Here is a 16,126-nt window from a genome sequence, read left to right as displayed (position 1 = left end):
TGAAGGTATATGCTGTCCCAGTGACCCGACCTCCGCTCGCTGCGCTGATCGGCGACGTCGTCGGCTCCAAGGCGGAGTGGGCGCGCCGGGAGGACCTGCACGCCCTGGTCGCCACGGCGATCGAGGCGGTCAACGCCCGGATGTCGCCGGTGGTGCCGCTGCGGATCACCGTGGGCGACGAGTACCAGGGGTGCTTCGCCACCGTGGGCGAGGCGTGCCGGGCCTCGCTCGCCCTGCGGCTCGCGCTGCTGCCCGCGCACGACGTCCGGCACGGCATCGGCTGGGGGACCACCTCGGTGCTCAGCCAAGAGCCACGGGTCGAGGACGGGCCGGCCTGGTGGGCGGCACGCGACGCCATCGAGCAGGCCGAGGCCGCGTCGGGCCGGGCGGCGCTGCGGGGGTCGCGCACGGCGTACGCCTGCGCACCGGAGGTGGACGGACCGCGGCCCGAGGCCGTCAATGCCGCGCTCCTGTGCCGCGACGAGCTCGTCGGTGCACTGTCGGAGCGATCGGTCATGCTGTTGCGCGGGATGCTCGAGGGCCGCACCCAGCGCGAGCTGGCCGCGGATCTCGGCGTCTCGGCGTCGGCCCTGTCCCAACGGGTGCGGCGCGACGGGCTCGGGACGCTGGTGCGCGCCGACGAGCTGCTGGCACAGGTGGGCTGAAGACGGGAGGACGCGGATGAGCTGGGTCGCGCTGCTGCTGATCGGCCTCGGCGTCACCGATCTCGTGCACTCGCTGCGCCACCGCCCCCTGCTGCCCGAGTGCGTCGGCGCTGCGACCGTGGTGTCCGTCGCCCTGCTCGGCGGGCTCACCCATGTCCGCGACCTGGCAGCGGTCGTGGTCCTCGTCCTGGTCACCCTGGGGTGGGGCCGCACCGTCACCCGCGGCTTCGGGCGCAACCGGCCTGCCGTCCCCCTGACCCTGCTCGCGGTCGCGCTCGGGATGGCGATCCTCTGCTCGCCCTGGGCCGGGACCGCCGCCGGTCCGCTCCAGGACTGGCTTGATGACGCGTCCCTGCCGGTGCTGCAGGGCATCTCGGCCGACCGGCTGCTGCTCGTCACGGGCGCCGCACTGGTCCAGCTGTCGACCGGCAACGTCGTGGTCCGGCTGGTCCTCTCGGCCACCCACACCATCAGCCCGATGCGCCAGGACACCCCGAGCGGTCCCGAGCAGGAGCTCAAGGGCGGGCGGCTGCTCGGACCGATGGAGCGTCTGGTCATCTTCGGCTGCGGCCTCGGCGGCGCCCTCACGGCGGCCGGCGTGGTGATCGCGGCCAAGGGCCTGCTCCGGTTCCCCGAGCTGCAGTCGCGGCGCGGCGAGGACCGCATCCACCTCCTGACCGAGTACTTCCTGGTCGGCAGCTTCGTCAGCTGGCTCGTCGCGCTGGGCGCCCTGGTGATCGCGCAATGACCCGCCTGGGCGTCCTCGACGACGTGACCTGGGACGGCTCCCCGGTCCCGGGCGAGCGGACGCACGCGCTGCTCCGTGCGCTGGTCGAGGCGGGCCCGCGCGGCGCCGGCGAGAAGGCCCTGATCGAGGAGATCTGGACCGACGCCCTCCCGGCCAACCCGGCGAAGGCGCTCCAGGTCGTCGTCTCACGCGCCCGATCGGCCACGTCCGCGGCCGCGATCGAGCGCACCGCGGTCGGCTACCGGCTCGCCCTCGCGCCGGAGGAGGTCGACGCCTGGGCCCTGCGGCCGGTGGGGCTGCGCCTGGCCGCGCAGGGTTCGTACGCCGAGGCCCTGCCGCTCCTCGAGCGCGCGACCCCCGACGAGGAGGTCGTGGCGGCGCTGCTGCGGGCGACGGCGGCCGTCCACGGCGTACCCGCCGCCCTGGAGTGGTACGAGCAGCACCGCACCGCCCTGGCCGACCGGCTCGGCATCGACCCGTCGCCGGCCCTGCAGGAGCTCCACCGCGAGCTGCTGGCCAGCGACAGCCCGGTCCGCTCGGGGCTGCGCCACTACGCCTCCAGCCTGGTCGGCCGTGACGACGCCCTTGACGAGCTGCGCGGCCTGCTGCGCGCGCACCGAGTCGTGTCGATCCTGGGCCCGGGCGGTCTGGGCAAGACGCGCCTGGCCCAGCTCGCGGCGGCGTACGCCGAACAGCCGGTGGTCCACGTCGTGGAGCTCGTCGGCGTGGTCGACCCCGAGGACCTCGCCTCCGAGATCGGCTCCGCGCTCGGCGTACGCGACTCGGTGAGCGGGCGCCGGGTGCTGACCGCCGCGGAGCGCCGCGACGTCCGCACCCGGATCGCGCAGCAGCTCGACCAGGCCTCCACCCTGCTCGTGCTCGACAACTGCGAGCACCTGATCGGGGCGGTGGCCGACCTGGTCGCGTTCCTGGTGACGGCCGCACCCCGGCTGCGGGTGCTGACGACGACCCGGATCCCGCTCGCGATCGCAGCGGAGCAGGTCTTCCCGCTGAGCACCCTCGACGTCGCCGACGGGGCCGAGCTGTTCTGCCAGCGGGCAGCGGCCGCGCGGCCCGGAGTCGCCCTGCCCGCGGACACGATCGCGCGCATCGTCACTCGCCTCGACGGCCTGCCGCTCGCGATCGAGCTGGCCGCGGTGAAGGTGCGGGCGATGAGCGTCGCCGAGGTCGACGTACGCCTGGAGAACCGCTTCGCCCTGCTCCGCGGCGGCGACCGGAGCGCCCCGGACCGGCACCAGACCCTGCTCGCCGTCATCGACTGGTCCTGGAACCTCCTGGACCAGGCCGAGCGACGGGCTCTGCGTCGGCTCTCGGTCTTCCACGACGGCTTCGCGATCGGCGGCGCCGAGGCGATGCTCGGCCCGGATGCGCTGGCCGTCGTCGAGCGGCTCGTCGACAGCTCACTGCTCGTCGTCTCCGAGGCTCCCGTCGACGGCCCCCGCGAGGATCCGGTGGGGGTGCGCTACCGGATGCTGGAGACGGTGCGCGAGTTCGGCCGGATGCAGCTGGTCGACGCGGGGGAGCGGGACGACGCCGTGGCCGCCCAGCGCGCGTGGGCAGCCGACTTCTGCACCGCGTGGGGTGCCCGGCTGTTCACCACCGACCAGGTCGAGGCGGTCGGCGCGGTGCGCGCCGAGAGCACGAACCTGGCCGACGTCCTCCGCCAGGCGATCGCGGCCGGCGATCGGGGCGCCGTGGTGAGGATCTTCAGCGCGTTGGGCGGCTACTGGGCGATCGTCGGCGACTACCCGCGGGCCTTCACGGTCGGCCCCGCAGTCGCGCGCGCGATCGACGACTGGGTGCCCCCGGACGACCTGGTCGAGCCGACGCGCGTCGCGCTCGCCAGCTGCCTGATGGGCGCCATCCTGACCGGCGCCGTCGAGGAGGCCGTGCTGCGGGGCATCGCCGACCGCATCGGCATCGACTCGCCCAGCGCCCACCTCCGCACGATGCTCGCCATCCTGCTCGCCCACGACCGGCGCGGCACCGGGGAGACCGAGGCGCTGCTGGAGGGACTCACGCAGGACCCCGACCCCCGCGTGCGGGCGACGGCGTACCAGTTCCTCAGCCACGAGCGCGAGAACGGCGCGGATCCCTCCGGGGCGATCGAGGCGGCGAGCGCGGCTCTCGAGCTGACCACCGGCGAGCACGGTCCGTGGCTCGGCGCGTCGCTGCACGCCCAGCTCTGCGCCCTGTACGCCCAGATCGGCGACGTCGCCGGCGCCGCCGCGCACGCCTCGGCCGCGCTGCCCGCCCTCCGGCGGCTCGGCGCGACCGACGACGTGGTGCAGGCGGAGGTGATCCTCGGCATGGCCGCCCTCGAGACGGGGCGGGTCGACGAGGCCGAGCGGATCGTCGAGGCACTCGGCGAGATCAGCGGCCAGGGCCCCTTCGGGTCGCAGGGCGCCTTCCACTCCCTGTGCGGGGAGGTCCTGCTCGCGCGCGGGCGCATCGACGAGGGGCTCGCCCGCTTCCGTGACAGCATCGCCGCGATGTCCCAGCTCCGGTTCCCGGGAGCCGAGGACGGCCCGAACATGGTGCCCTGGGTGATCTTCACCGAGGCCAGCGCGCTCGCGGCCCACGTCCGGCACGCGGAGGGCGACCAGGGTGCCGACCTGTACGCCGCGCTCGCGGCCAAGGCGTCCGCCGTGCTCGCCGACTCGCGCCAGATGATCGACCTTCCCGTCGCCGGCGTACTGCTGTTCTCGCTCGGCCTGTGGTCGCTGAACCGCGACGCCCTGCCACCGGCCGACGCGCTCCGGCTGCTGGTCGTGGCCGACGGCCTGTCCTACCACCGCTTCGCACCCGCGCTGCGCTGGGAGCGGGCCGTCAAGGACGCCGAGCGGATCGCCCCCGGTGTGCTCGAGCAGGCGCAACGCGAGTACGCCGGGCGCCGCGGAGCAGATCTGCTCGACGACGCCCGGCGCCTGGTCACCCGGCTCTACTGACGGCTCACATCTTGCGCGCGTAGCTCCGCACGGCCAGGGGCGCGAAGATCGCGACGACGATGGCGCAGCCGCCGAGGGCCCAGAGCACCTCGATGGTGACGTCGCCCCGGTTCATCAGGTCCCGGACCGCGGTGACGACGTGCGAGACCGGGTTCAGCTGCACGAAGGTCTTGAGCCAGCCCGGCAGGGTGCTGGTCGGCACGTAGGCGTTCGACAGGAACGTCAGCGGGAACATGATCATCATGCCGATGCCCTGCACGGCCATGGCGGAGCGAGCGACGGTGCCGAGCGCGACGAAGATCCACGACAGCGACCAGCCCGCGACGATCGTCAGCAGCCAGCCCGCCGCGACACCGCCGACGCCGCCGCCGGGCCGGTAGCCCATCAGCATGCCGACGGCGATGGTGATGGTCGCCGCGATGCCGTACCGCAGCAGGTCCGCGATGACCGGTCCCGCCAGCGGGGCGATCCGTGCGATGGGCAGCGACTTGAAGCGATCGAAGACGCCCTTGTCCATGTCCTCGCGCATCTGGGTGCCGCTGGCCATCGACGCCGTCAGGGTGGTCTGGGCGAGGATGCCGGGGATCATCAGCGGCAGGTACGCGCTCACCGATCCGGAGATCGCGCCGCCGAAGATGTAGCCGAACATCGCGGTGAACAGGATCGGCTGGAGCGCGACGTCGAAGAACTGCTCCGGGTTGCGGCGCATCTTCTTCAGCGCCCGCCACGCCATGGCCAGCGTCTGGTGCACGGTGTCGCGCAGGCCGGGCCGCACGGCCAGGCCCGTGGTGGGGTCGGCGAGCGCGCCGCCGACCAGGGTCTGAGGGGTGCTCTGCAGGGTGGTCATCTCAGGCCACCTCCCGTCCGGTCTCGGTGTCAGCGGTGTCGTCGTCGGAGTGGTGCCCGGTGAGGGCGAGAAAGACCTCGTCGAGGGTGGGCTGGCGCACCGAGGCGGTGGTGATGTCGAGCTGCGCCTCCCGCAGCGCGATGAGTACGTCGGCGGCGCGGTTCGCGTCCGCCAGCGCGACATTCAGCCCGCCGGCCTCGGGGGTCAGCACCGGCGCCTCGCCGAGCAGGCGCTCGACGATGGTCGCGGCCTGCGTGGTGCGGTCCTTGTCGGCGAACCGCACGTGCAGCGTGGAGTCGCCGACGCTCGACTTGAGCTGCTCGGGGGTGCCCTCGGCGACCTTGCGGCCGCGGTCGATGACCGCGATCCGGTCGGCGAGCTGGTCGGCCTCGTCGAGGTACTGGGTGGTCAGCAGGATCGTCGCGCCGTTCGCGACGAGCTCGCGGATCGTGTCCCACATCTGCCCGCGGGTGCGGGGGTCGAGCCCGGTGGTCGGCTCGTCGAGGAAGATCAGCGGCGGCTGGGCGATGAGCGAGGCGGCCAGGTCGAGCCGGCGCCGCATGCCCCCGGAGAAGTCCTTGATCTGGCGGGTGGCGGCGTCGGTGAGGTCGAACCGCTCGAGCAGCTCCCCGGCGATGACTCGGGCCTGCCGCGTCGAGCGGCCGAGGAGCCGCGCGAACAGGACGAGGTTCTCGGCCGCGGTCAGGTTCTCGTCGACCGAGGCGTACTGCCCGGTCACGCCGACGAGTTGGCGGATCTGGTGCGGCCGCGACTGCACGTCGATGCCGAAGATGGACGCGCGACCTCCGTCGATCGGCAGCAGGGTCGCGAGCATGGACAGGGTCGTGGTCTTGCCGGCGCCGTTGGGGCCGAGCACGCCGAAGACCTCGCCCCGGCGTACCTCCAGGTCGATGCCGTCGACGGCACGGAAGTCTCCGAAGGTCTTGACCAGGCCGACCGCCTCGACGGCGAGGGGAGTGGTGGGGTTCATGCCCCTAGAGTGAGGGTGGGCGGTTTCAGTCCGCCTTCACATTTCCCGGGGCCCGGTTTCAGCGCCCGAAACCCGTTGCACATGAACATGCAGGGTTGTGTATGATCATGCATATGGACAAGGTCAAGGTCGCCGTCGCCGGCGCCAGTGGGTACGCCGGAGGCGAGGTGCTCCGGCTGCTGCTCGGCCATCCCGGCGTGGAGATCGGCGCACTCACCGCCGGGTCGAACGCCGGGGAGACGCTGGGCTCCCTCCAGCCCCACCTGCTGCCGCTCGCCGACCGTGTCCTCCTCGAGACCACGGTGGAGAACCTCGCCGGTCACGACGTCGTCTTCCTCGGACTCCCGCACGGCCAGTCCGCCGCCATCGCCGAGCAGCTCGGCGAGGACGTCGTCGTCGTCGACTGCGGCGCCGACTTCCGGCTCGAGGACGCCGCCGAGTGGGAGCGCTTCTACGGCAGCGACCACGCCGGCACCTGGCCCTACGGCCTGCCCGAGCTGCCCGGTCTGCGGGCGAGGCTCGAGGGCGCCAAGCGGATCGCGGTCCCCGGCTGCTACCCGACCATCTCCAGCCTTGCGCTGGCCCCGGCGGTCGCGGCCGGCCTGATCGAGCCCGACGTCGTGGTGGTCGCCGCGTCCGGCACCAGCGGTGCCGGCAAGTCCGCCAAGCCGCACCTGCTCGGCAGCGAGACCATGGGCAACACCAGCGCCTACGGCGTCGGCGGCGTCCACCGGCACACCCCGGAGATCACCCAGAACCTCGGCCGCCTCACCGACGCGGAGGTCAAGGTCTCCTTCACCCCGCTGCTGGTCCCGATGAGCCGCGGCATCCTCGCCACCTGCAGCGCCCCGATCGCGGCCGGCGTCACCGCCGAGCAGGCCCGCCAGGCCTATCTCGACGCGTACGCCGAGGAGCCGTTCGTCCACCTGCTGCCGGCCGGTCAGTGGCCGCAGACCCAGAGCGTGCTCGGCTCCAACGCCGTCCACCTGCAGGTGACCGTCGACGAGACCGCCGGCCGGCTCGTGGTCGTGGGCGCCATCGACAACCTGGCGAAGGGCACCGGCGGTGCCGCCGTACAGTGCATGAACCTGGCTCTCGGCTTCCCCGAGACCACCGGCCTCTCGACCGTAGGAGTCGCGCCGTGACCGAGCCGTCCCGGACCTTCCGCCTCGCCCGCTACCCCGAGACCCTGGCCGTCGTCCGGCTCGCGGCCGGTGCGGAGATCCCCGAGTGGGCCGAGTCGTCCTCGATCTTCTCGATCACCGCGACCGCGACCGAGACGACCGTGATCTGCGCGGGCCGCAGCGTCCCGAAGAAGGCCAAGCACGAGAAGCCGTTCACGGCCTTCCGGGTCGCCGAGGACCTCGCGTTCGACGAGGTCGGCGTGCTCGCCGCGCTGCTGGCGCCGCTGGCCGAGGCCGGGATCCCGGTGCTGACCCTGTCGACGTACGACACCGACTGGATCCTGGTGCGGACCGGGCAGGCCGACCGGGCCGAAGAGGCGTGGCGACGATCGGGGCACGACACCGCCCCTGCCGTCCCCTCCCACCTCAGCTAACGCAAGGATCACCATCGTGAGCGTCACCCATCCCGCCGGCTTCGTCGCGGCCGGCGTCGCCGCCGGCCTGAAGTCGACCGGCGCCAAGGACTTCGCCCTCGTCGTCAACCAGGGCCCCACCTTCGACTCCGCCTCCGTGTTCACCAGCAACCGCTGCAAGGCCAACCCGGTCCTGTGGAGCGAGCAGGTCGTGAAGGACGGCGTCGTCAAGGCCGTCGCCCTCAACTCCGGCGGCGCCAACTGCTACACCGGCCCCGAGGGCTTCCAGACCACCCACGCCACCGCGGAGAAGGTCGCCGAGCTCGTCGGCATCGGGGCGGGCGACGTGGTCGTCTGCTCCACCGGGCTGATCGGCCTGACCAGCACCCGCGAGAACATCCTCGGCGGCGTCGCCGACGCTGCAGCGCGGCTGTCGACCGATGGCGGCGACGACGCGGCACACGCCATCATGACCACCGACACGGTGAGCAAGCAGGTCGTGGTCGAGGGCGACGGCTGGTCCATCGGCGGCATGGCCAAGGGCGCGGGCATGCTCGCCCCGGCGCTCGCCACGATGCTGGTCGTGATCACCACCGACGCCGTCGTACCCGCGACCGAGCTCGACCGGGCCCTGCGCGCCGCGGCGAAGGTCAGCTTCGACCGGCTCGACTCCGACGGCTGCCAGTCCACCAACGACACGGTCACCGTGATGGCCTCCGGCGCCAGCGGGGTCACGCCCACGCCCGAGGAGTTCACCGCCGCCCTCACCGAGCTGTGCACGACCCTGGCCACGAAGCTCCTCGCCGACGCCGAGGGCGCCAGCCACGAGATCGCGATCACGACCGTCAACGCCGCCACCGAGGACGAGGCGGTGGAGGTGGGCCGCAGCGTCGCTCGGAGCAATCTGTTCAAGGCCGCGGTGTTCGGCAACGACCCGAACTGGGGCCGCATCCTCGCCTCCGTCGGTACGACGAGCGCCGCCTTCGACCCGGCCGACCTCGACGTCGCGATCAACGACGTGTGGGTGTGCCGGAAGTCGACGCCCGCCGCGGACCCCGCCACGGTCGACCTCACGCCGCGCTCGGTTACCGTCACCATCGACCTGAAGGCGGGCGACGCCCAGGCCACCGTCTGGACCAACGACCTCACCCACGCCTACGTCCACGAGAACAGCGCCTACAGCTCATGAACCAGCCCGGACGCCCCGACCAGACCAAGGCCACCACGCTCGCGGGAGCGCTGCCGTGGCTGAAGGCCTACCACGGAAAAATCGTCGTCATCAAGTACGGCGGCAACGCCATGACCGACGACACCCTCAAGCGCGCGTTCGCGGAGGACATCGCGTTCCTGCGGTTCGCCGGCTTCCGCCCGGTCGTCGTGCACGGCGGTGGCCCGCAGATCTCGCAGATGCTCGACCGCCTCGGCATCGAGTCGGAGTTCCGCGGTGGCCTGCGAGTGACGACGCCCGAGGCGATGGACGTGGTCCGCATGGTCCTCGTCGGCCAGGTCCAGCGCGAGCTGGTCGGCCTGATCAACGAGCACGGCCCGCTCGCGGTCGGCCTCTCCGGTGAGGACGCGGGCCTGTTCACGGCCACCGCGACCGGCACCGTCGTCGACGGCGAGGAGGTCGACCTCGGCCTCGTCGGCGAGGTGACCCACGTGCGTCCCGAGTCGGTGATCGACCTGATCGAGGCCGGCCGGATCCCGGTCGTCTCCAGCGTCGCGCCCGACGCCTCCGGCGTCGTGCACAACGTCAATGCCGACTCCGCGGCGGCCTCCCTGGCCGCTGCGCTCGGCGCCGAGAAGCTGCTCGTCCTGACCGACGTCGAGGGCCTCTACGCGTCGTGGCCCGACCCCGACGAGGTCATCGGCGAGATCAGCCCGGAGGCGCTCGAGGCGATGGTCCCGTCGCTGGCCAGCGGGATGATCCCGAAGATGACCGCCTGTCTGCAGGCGGTGCGCGGGGGAGTCCCGCGCGCCACCGTGGTCGACGGCCGCGAGCCGCACGCGGTGCTGCTCGAGCTGTTCACCGACGAGGGCGTCGGCACGCAGGTGCTGCCCGGGGTGAGCACCAAGACGCGCAAGGCCCGGGAGGTGGGCAGATGAGCACCTCGAGCGAATGGCTGGACCGGTACGCCGGCGCCGTCATGAACACCTTCGGCACCCCCAAGTTGGTCCTGGCCAGCGGCAACGGCGTGCGGGTGAGCGACGTCGACGGCAAGGAGTACGTCGACTTCCTCGGCGGCATCGCGGTCAACACCCTCGGTCACGCTCACCCGGCCCTGGTCGGTGCGGTCACGAAGCAGCTGGAGACCCTCGGCCACATCTCCAACTTCTTCGCCAGCACCCCGCAGATCGAGCTCGCCGAGAAGCTGCTCGCCGTCGTCGCCCCCGGCACGGACGGTCGCGTCTTCTTCTGCAACTCCGGCGCGGAGGCGAACGAGGCCGCCCTCAAGATGACCCGGCGCACCGGTCGCACGCGCATCGTGGCGATGGAGCAGGCCTTCCACGGCCGCACGATGGGCGCCCTCGCACTCACCTCGAAGGCCGCCTACCGCGAGCCGTTCGAGCCGCTGCCCGGCGACGTCACCTGGGTCCCGTACGCCGACGCGGACGCGCTCGCCGCCGCGGTCGACGACAACACGGCCGCCGTGATCATCGAGCCGCTCCAGGGTGAGGCCGGGGTCAACGTGGCATCCACGGAGTTCCTCGTCGCCGCTCGGCGGATCGCCACCGAGCACGGCGCCCTGCTCTGGCTCGACGAGATCCAGAGCGGGATGGGCCGTACCGGTCACTGGCTGGCCAGCCACCCCTCCGGCGTCGTCCCCGACATCGTCACGCTCGCGAAGGGCCTCGCCGGGGGCATCCCGATCGGTGCCTGCATCGGTCTCGGTGACGCCGCGACGCTCCTCCAGCCGGGCAACCACGGCACGACCTTCGGGGGCAACCCGGTCGCGACCGCCGCGGCGCTCGCGGTCATCGACACCATCGAGTCCGACGGCCTGCTGGGCAATGCGGTCGCGATGGGCGACCGGCTCCGTGCCGGCCTCGCCGACGACCCGCGCGTGACCGAGGTCCGTGGCTGCGGCGTCCTGGTCGGCCTGACCCTGGCCGCGGAGCAGGCACCCGCGGTCGTCACCGCGGCGCAGGACGCCGGCTGGATCATCAACGCCACCGGCCCGGACCGGATCCGGCTCGCGCCGCCCCTGGTCGTGACCGCCGACGACATCGACGCGTTCGTGGCCGCCTGGCCGTCCATCCTCGACGCTGCAGGAGTCGCCCGATGACCCGACACTTCCTCCGCGACGACGACCTCACACCCGCCGAGCAGGCGGAGGTCCTCGACCTCGCGGCCACCCTGAAGGCAGCGCCGTACGACGCCAAGCCGCTGGCCGGCCCGCACACGGTCGCGATGATCTTCGACAAGCCGACGCTGCGCACCCAGGCGTCCTTCGCTGCTGGCATCGCCGAGCTCGGCGGCAACGCGATGCTCGTCGACGGAGCGCTGGCCGGCATCGGCAAGCGCGAGTCGGTCGCCGACGTGGCCCGGGTGCTGGGTCGCCAGGCCTCGATGATCGTGTGGCGCACCTACGCCCAGACCGCCCTCGACGAGATGGCCGCGATGTCCGGCGTACCGGTCGTCAACGCCCTCACCGACGAGTTCCACCCCTGCCAGCTGCTCGCCGACCTGCTCACGATCCGCGAGCACAAGGGGGAGACGGCCGGCCTGACGGCGGCCTTCCTCGGCGACGCGGCCTGCAACATGGGCAACTCCTGGGCGCTCGCCGGCGTGACTGCGGGGATGCACGTCGTCTTCGGCTGCCCGGAGGGCTACGTGCCCGATGCCACCGTGCTCGACGCCGCCGCCGAGATCGGCGAGCGGACGCGCGGCTCGGTGCGGATCGCCGTCGACGCCGACGTCGCCGTGAAGGACGCCGACGTCGTGGTCACCGACACCTGGGTGTCGATGGGCAAGGAGGACGAGGCCGCGGCCCGGCGTGCGGTCTTCGCCCCGTACGCCGTCACCTCCGACCTGATGGCGGCCGCGAACGACGACGCGATCGTGCTGCACTGCCTGCCGGCGTACCGGGGCAGCGAGATCGAGGCCGAGGTCATCGACGGTCCGCAGAGCGTGGTCTGGGACGAGGCCGAGAACCGCCGGCACGCCCAGAAGGCGATCCTGGCCTGGCTGCACGAGCGACGCGGGACCGGCGGATGAGCGAGCACGCCCTGACCCCGCTGACCAAGAGCGCCCGCCTCCAGCTGATCACCGAGCTGCTCGGCGGCCGTGAGGTGCACTCGCAGCCCGAGCTGGCCGAGCTGCTCGCCGAGCGCGGCGTCCACGTCACCCAGGCCACGCTCAGCCGCGACCTCGTGGAGCTGGACGCCGTCAAGGTCCGCGCCCCCTCCGGCTCGCTGGTGTACGCCGTCCCGGCGCTCGGCGGCGACCGCACCCCGGTCGCGGGGGAGTCCGCGGCCGCCGGCCACCGGCTCGCCCGCCTCGCCACCGAGCTCCTGGTGAGCGCCGAGGCGAGCGCCAACCTGGTCATCCTCCGCACCCCGCCGGGTGCGGCCCAGTTCCTCGCCAGCGCCGTCGACCGTGCGGACCTGCTGGACGTGCTCGGCACCATCGCCGGCGACGACACGGTCCTCGTCATCGGCCGCGACCCGGCCGGCGGCGACAAGCTGGCCAAGAAGTTCACCGCCCTCGCAGAAGGAAGCATCACCGAATGAGCAAGGTCCTCACGTCCCTCCCCGTCGGCGAGAAGGTCGGCATCGCGTTCTCCGGTGGGCTCGACACCTCGGTCGCTGTCGCCTGGATGCGGGACAAGGGAGCGATCCCGTGCACCTACACCGCCGACATCGGGCAGCCCGACGAGCCCGACATCGCCGGCGTACCCGTCCGGGCGCGGCAGTACGGCGCCGAGATCGCCCGCGCGGTCGACATCAAGCCGCAGCTGGTCGAGGAGGGCCTGGCCGCGCTCGCGTGCGGCGCCTTCCACATCCGCTCCGGCTCCAAGGCCTACTTCAACACCACGCCGCTGGGCCGCGCCGTCACCGGCACGATGCTGGTGCGGGCCATGCAGGCCGACGACGTCAACATCTGGGGCGACGGCTCGACGTACAAGGGCAACGACATCGAGCGGTTCTACCGTTACGGCCTGATGGCCAACCCGGAGCTGCGCATCTACAAGCCGTGGCTGGACGCCGACTTCGTCAACGAGCTCGGCGGCCGGCACGAGATGAGCGAGTGGCTCGCCGCGCACGACCTGCCGTACCGCGACTCCACCGAGAAGGCCTACTCCACCGACGCCAACATCTGGGGCGCGACGCACGAGGCCAAGGTCCTCGAGCACCTCGACGTCTCGCTCGAGATCGTGGAGCCGATCATGGGCGTGAAGTTCTGGGACCCGAGCGTCGCGATCGAGACCGAGGACGTCACCGTCACCTTCGAGGCGGGCCGCCCGGTCGCCCTCAACGGCAAGCGGTACGACGAAGCGGTGGCCCTCGTGCACGAGGCGAACACCATCGGCGGTCGTCACGGCCTCGGCATGTCGGACCAGATCGAGAACCGCATCATCGAGGCCAAGTCGCGCGGCATCTACGAGGCCCCGGGGATGGCGCTGCTCTTCGCGGCGTACGAGCGCCTGCTCAACGCCATCCACAACGAGGACACCCTCGCCAACTACCACCTGGAGGGCCGCAAGCTCGGCCGGCTGCTCTACGAGGGCCGCTGGCTGGACCCGCAGGCCCTGATGCTGCGCGAGTCGATCCAGCGCTGGATCGCGTCGCTGGTCACCGGCTCGGTCACCCTGCGGCTGCGCCGCGGCGACGACTACACGATCCTCAACACCGAGGGCCCGAACTTCTCCTACCACCCCGAGAAGCTCTCGATGGAGCGCGTCGAGAACGCCGCCTTCGGCCCGACGGACCGGATCGGGCAGCTGACGATGCGCAACCTCGACATCGCCGACAGCCGCGCCAAGCTCGAGCTGTACGCCGGACAGCCGCTCGACCAGGGCACGGTGCTCGTCGAGAACGGCACCCTGTTCGGCGAGCTCCCGGCCGGCGGCTACGACCAGATCACCGCCAATCCGGACGTGGTCGAGGACCCCGATGCGCAGGCCGTGATCGAGGAGGCCGCTATGGAGCTCGGGACCGACTGATGCCCGAGCCCATCCACCGCACGGCCGCGCGGCTGCTGCCGGTGTCGCCGCAGGGACGCGTGCTGCTGCTCGAGGCGCAGGATCCGGCCCGTCCCGGCGACCTGCACTGGATCAGCGTCGGAGGCGCCGTCGACCCGGGGGAGTCGCACGAGGAGGCGGCACTCCGCGAGCTCGTCGAGGAGACGGGCATCGTCGCGGACCTCGCCTCCGTCGTCGGCCCGCTCGGCACCGGCACGCACCCGTTCTCCTGGAACGGCACCGACTACGTGTCCCACTCGACCTTCTTCGCGCTCCCGCTCGAGGAGGACGTCACGGTGAGGTTCGACGGCCTCGACGCCGGCGAGGTGGGCAACATCTTCCGTGCTGCCTGGTGGACGCCGGACGACCTCGCCGCCGACGGCTCAGCGGCCTCGGACGACATGCCCGACATGATGCGCGCTGCGATCGCAGCGGTGGGAGGAACGCCATGAGCGAGATCAGCACCACCAACGAGGGCAAGCTGTGGGGCGGCCGGTTCCAGGGCGGACCGTCGCCGGAGCTCGAGGCGCTGTCGCGCTCGACCCACTTCGACTGGCGCCTGGGGCTCTACGACATCGCGGGCTCCCACGCCCATGCCAAGGCGCTCGGCACCGCCGGCCTCCTCACCGCCGAGGAGGAGAACGAGCTGCACCGCGGGCTCGACGTCCTCGCAGATCGCTTCACCTCCGGTGCACTCCGACCTGCCGAGTCCGACGAGGACGTGCACGGCGCGCTCGAGCGGCTGCTGATCGAGGAGGTCGGGCCCGACGTCGGCGGCAAGCTGCGCGCCGGCCGCTCGCGCAACGACCAGATCGCGACGCTGTTCCGCTGCTACCTGCTCGACCACGCCGTCCGGATCCGGGGACTGGTCCTGGACCTGGTCGGAGCTCTCGCCGAGCAGGCCGAGCGCCACCTCGGGGACCAGCCCGCGATCATGCCCGGCCGCACCCACCTCCAGCACGCCCAGCCGGTGCTGCTGTCGCACCACCTGCTCGCGCACGCGTGGCCCCTGGTCCGCGACGTCGAGCGGATCGACGACTGGCGCCGCCGCGTCGAGGCGGACTCCCCGTACGCTTCGGGGGCGCTGGCGGGCCAGAGCCTCGGACTCGATCCGGAGCTCGTCGCACGAGAGCTGGGCTTCACCGGCTCGACCGCCAACTCGATCGACGGTACGGCGGCCCGCGACTTCGTCGCCGAGTTCGCCTACGTCACCGCTCAGATCGGCATCGATGTCAGCCGCATCGCCGAGGAGGTCATCCTCTGGGCGACCAAGGAGTTCGACTTCGTGACGCTGCACGACTCCTGGTCCACGGGGTCGAGCATCATGCCGCAGAAGAAGAACCCGGACATCTCCGAGCTCGCCCGCGGCAAGGCGGGCCGACTGGTCGGGAACCTGACCGGGTTGCTGACCACGCTCAAGGCGCTGCCGTTGGCGTACAACCGGGACCTTCAGGAGGACAAGGAGCCGGTGTTCGACTCGGTCGACACCCTCGAGGTCCTGCTGCCGGCGTTCACCGGACAGATCGCCACGCTGGTCTTCAACGTCGAGCGGATGGCAGAGCTCGCACCACAGGGGTTCTCGCTGGCGACCGACATCGCCGAGTGGCTGGTGCGCCAGGGCGTGCCGTTCCGGATCGCCCACGAGCTGGCCGGTGCCTGTGTCCGTACGGCGGAGGCCCGCGGCGTGGAGCTCGATGCGCTCACCGACGAGGAGTTCGCGGAGATCTCGCCCGCGCTCACCCCGGATGTCCGCCTGGTCCTCACCGCGCAGGGCTCGGTGGAGTCGCGCAACGGGCGTGGCGGCACGGCTCCCGAGCGGGTCGTCGAGCAGCTCCAGCAGCTGCGCGCGCGTGCCGCACGGGGCGCTACTCAGGCGTAGATCGGCCCTCCCGGCGCCGAAGGGGACCCCCGATTTGGCACGGCGTTCGTGTGTCTGTAATGTTCTCTCTGTCGCCGCAAGCGGCCGAAGCCCCCGGGGAAACCGAGGGCTTCTTGCTTGCCCAGACCGACCGCCGAGGGGCGGGGCCAACGTCAAGTTGACCGAGTACCGCAACGTGAGTAGCGTTGCTCAGGTTGCCCCGCGAAAGGGCACCGGGTCACCGGTGAGACACGCGGGTGTGTCTGATGTTTGAGAACTCAACAGTGTGTCATGCATTTGATTGTTGTGAAATGTTTGTGCGGCGG

General features: G+C 72.1%; 15 protein-coding genes. 13 read left to right on the top strand and 2 right to left on the bottom strand.

Annotation, left to right across the window (positions count from 1 at the left end):
• Positions 1–20 precede the first annotated feature (20 nt).
• From ACYU8V_RS05265 to ACYU8V_RS05255, 3 genes are read left to right on the top strand one after another with little or no spacing between them, the layout of a single operon-like run.
• Positions 21–665, top strand: coding sequence for a SatD family protein (locus tag ACYU8V_RS05265; protein WP_460845708.1), 645 nt, complete (start codon positions 21–23; stop codon positions 663–665).
• A 16-nt stretch (positions 666–681) separates the two neighbouring features.
• On the top strand, positions 682–1,413 hold the full coding sequence (locus ACYU8V_RS05260) for a hypothetical protein (protein ID WP_460845707.1): 732 nt from the start codon (positions 682–684) through the stop codon (positions 1,411–1,413).
• Positions 1,410–4,382, top strand: coding sequence for an ATP-binding protein (locus ACYU8V_RS05255; protein WP_460845706.1), 2,973 nt, complete (start codon positions 1,410–1,412; stop codon positions 4,380–4,382). The genes ACYU8V_RS05260 and ACYU8V_RS05255 overlap by 4 nt, the downstream gene beginning before the upstream one ends.
• A gap of 4 nt (positions 4,383–4,386) precedes the next feature.
• On the opposite strand, the gene ACYU8V_RS05250 is transcribed toward ACYU8V_RS05255, so the two are convergent.
• Both ACYU8V_RS05250 and ACYU8V_RS05245 read right to left on the bottom strand, forming a co-directional pair.
• On the bottom strand, positions 4,387–5,229 hold the full coding sequence (locus ACYU8V_RS05250; RefSeq protein WP_460845705.1) for an ABC transporter permease: 843 nt from the start codon (positions 5,227–5,229) through the stop codon (positions 4,387–4,389).
• A 1-nt stretch (position 5,230) separates the two neighbouring features.
• Entirely contained in the window at positions 5,231–6,220 is a 990-nt protein-coding gene (locus ACYU8V_RS05245) for an ATP-binding cassette domain-containing protein (RefSeq protein WP_460845704.1), read from the bottom strand.
• 107 nt (positions 6,221–6,327) lie between these two features.
• Between ACYU8V_RS05245 and argC the strand changes: the two genes are divergently transcribed.
• The 10 genes from argC to argH are packed head-to-tail and all read left to right on the top strand — an operon-like array spanning position 6,328 to position 15,821.
• Entirely contained in the window at positions 6,328–7,365 is a 1,038-nt protein-coding gene (argC, locus tag ACYU8V_RS05240; protein ID WP_460845703.1) for an N-acetyl-gamma-glutamyl-phosphate reductase, read from the top strand.
• Positions 7,362–7,778, top strand: a complete 417-nt coding sequence (locus ACYU8V_RS05235) for an ACT domain-containing protein (RefSeq protein WP_460845702.1) — start codon at positions 7,362–7,364, stop codon at positions 7,776–7,778. Before argC ends, ACYU8V_RS05235 begins: the two co-directional genes overlap by 4 nt.
• Positions 7,779–7,794: 16 nt before the next feature.
• Positions 7,795–8,946: a bifunctional glutamate N-acetyltransferase/amino-acid acetyltransferase ArgJ gene (gene argJ, locus ACYU8V_RS05230; RefSeq protein ID WP_460845700.1), complete on the top strand. Its 1,152-nt coding sequence runs from the start codon at positions 7,795–7,797 to the stop codon at positions 8,944–8,946.
• On the top strand, positions 8,943–9,863 hold the full coding sequence (gene argB, locus ACYU8V_RS05225; protein ID WP_460845698.1) for an acetylglutamate kinase: 921 nt from the start codon (positions 8,943–8,945) through the stop codon (positions 9,861–9,863). Before argJ ends, argB begins: the two co-directional genes overlap by 4 nt.
• Positions 9,860–11,044, top strand: a complete 1,185-nt coding sequence (locus ACYU8V_RS05220; RefSeq protein ID WP_460845697.1) for an acetylornithine transaminase — start codon at positions 9,860–9,862, stop codon at positions 11,042–11,044. Before argB ends, ACYU8V_RS05220 begins: the two co-directional genes overlap by 4 nt.
• Positions 11,041–11,976, top strand: coding sequence for an ornithine carbamoyltransferase (argF, locus tag ACYU8V_RS05215; protein ID WP_460845695.1), 936 nt, complete (start codon positions 11,041–11,043; stop codon positions 11,974–11,976). The genes ACYU8V_RS05220 and argF overlap by 4 nt, the downstream gene beginning before the upstream one ends.
• Positions 11,973–12,491 (top strand): arginine repressor, encoded by a 519-nt coding sequence (locus ACYU8V_RS05210; RefSeq protein WP_460845693.1) that lies wholly within the window; start codon positions 11,973–11,975, stop codon positions 12,489–12,491. The genes argF and ACYU8V_RS05210 overlap by 4 nt, the downstream gene beginning before the upstream one ends.
• On the top strand, positions 12,488–13,924 hold the full coding sequence (gene argG, locus ACYU8V_RS05205; protein WP_460845691.1) for an argininosuccinate synthase: 1,437 nt from the start codon (positions 12,488–12,490) through the stop codon (positions 13,922–13,924). Before ACYU8V_RS05210 ends, argG begins: the two co-directional genes overlap by 4 nt.
• Positions 13,924–14,394, top strand: a complete 471-nt coding sequence (locus ACYU8V_RS05200) for an NUDIX hydrolase (RefSeq protein WP_460845689.1) — start codon at positions 13,924–13,926, stop codon at positions 14,392–14,394. Before argG ends, ACYU8V_RS05200 begins: the two co-directional genes overlap by 1 nt.
• Positions 14,391–15,821 carry an argininosuccinate lyase gene (gene argH, locus ACYU8V_RS05195; RefSeq protein ID WP_460845686.1) on the top strand — a complete coding sequence of 477 codons (1,431 nt, stop codon included), beginning with the start codon at positions 14,391–14,393 and terminating at the stop codon, positions 15,819–15,821. The genes ACYU8V_RS05200 and argH overlap by 4 nt, the downstream gene beginning before the upstream one ends.
• Positions 15,822–16,126 lie beyond the last annotated feature (305 nt).

It is taken from the genome of Nocardioides ultimimeridianus (genome assembly GCF_054777895.1).
This window is presented reverse-complemented; position numbering and strand designations above follow the sequence as displayed.

What these genes read in the sequence shown, in the direction of transcription:
- argG (WP_460845691.1), top strand. Translation starts at nt 12,488, where the DNA reads ATGAGCAAGGTCCTCACGTCCCTCCCCGTCGGCGAGAAGGTCGGCATC.
- ACYU8V_RS05210 (WP_460845693.1), top strand. Translation starts at nt 11,973, where the DNA reads ATGAGCGAGCACGCCCTGACCCCGCTGACCAAGAGCGCCCGCCTCCAG.
- ACYU8V_RS05245 (WP_460845704.1), bottom strand. Translation starts at nt 6,220, where the DNA reads ATGAACCCCACCACTCCCCTCGCCGTCGAGGCGGTCGGCCTGGTCAAG.
- argC (WP_460845703.1), top strand. Translation starts at nt 6,328, where the DNA reads ATGCATATGGACAAGGTCAAGGTCGCCGTCGCCGGCGCCAGTGGGTAC.
- argH (WP_460845686.1), top strand. Translation starts at nt 14,391, where the DNA reads ATGAGCGAGATCAGCACCACCAACGAGGGCAAGCTGTGGGGCGGCCGG.
- ACYU8V_RS05200 (WP_460845689.1), top strand. Translation starts at nt 13,924, where the DNA reads ATGCCCGAGCCCATCCACCGCACGGCCGCGCGGCTGCTGCCGGTGTCG.
- argB (WP_460845698.1), top strand. Translation starts at nt 8,943, where the DNA reads ATGAACCAGCCCGGACGCCCCGACCAGACCAAGGCCACCACGCTCGCG.
- ACYU8V_RS05220 (WP_460845697.1), top strand. Translation starts at nt 9,860, where the DNA reads ATGAGCACCTCGAGCGAATGGCTGGACCGGTACGCCGGCGCCGTCATG.
- ACYU8V_RS05260 (WP_460845707.1), top strand. Translation starts at nt 682, where the DNA reads ATGAGCTGGGTCGCGCTGCTGCTGATCGGCCTCGGCGTCACCGATCTC.
- ACYU8V_RS05250 (WP_460845705.1), bottom strand. Translation starts at nt 5,229, where the DNA reads ATGACCACCCTGCAGAGCACCCCTCAGACCCTGGTCGGCGGCGCGCTC.
- argF (WP_460845695.1), top strand. Translation starts at nt 11,041, where the DNA reads ATGACCCGACACTTCCTCCGCGACGACGACCTCACACCCGCCGAGCAG.
- ACYU8V_RS05255 (WP_460845706.1), top strand. Translation starts at nt 1,410, where the DNA reads ATGACCCGCCTGGGCGTCCTCGACGACGTGACCTGGGACGGCTCCCCG.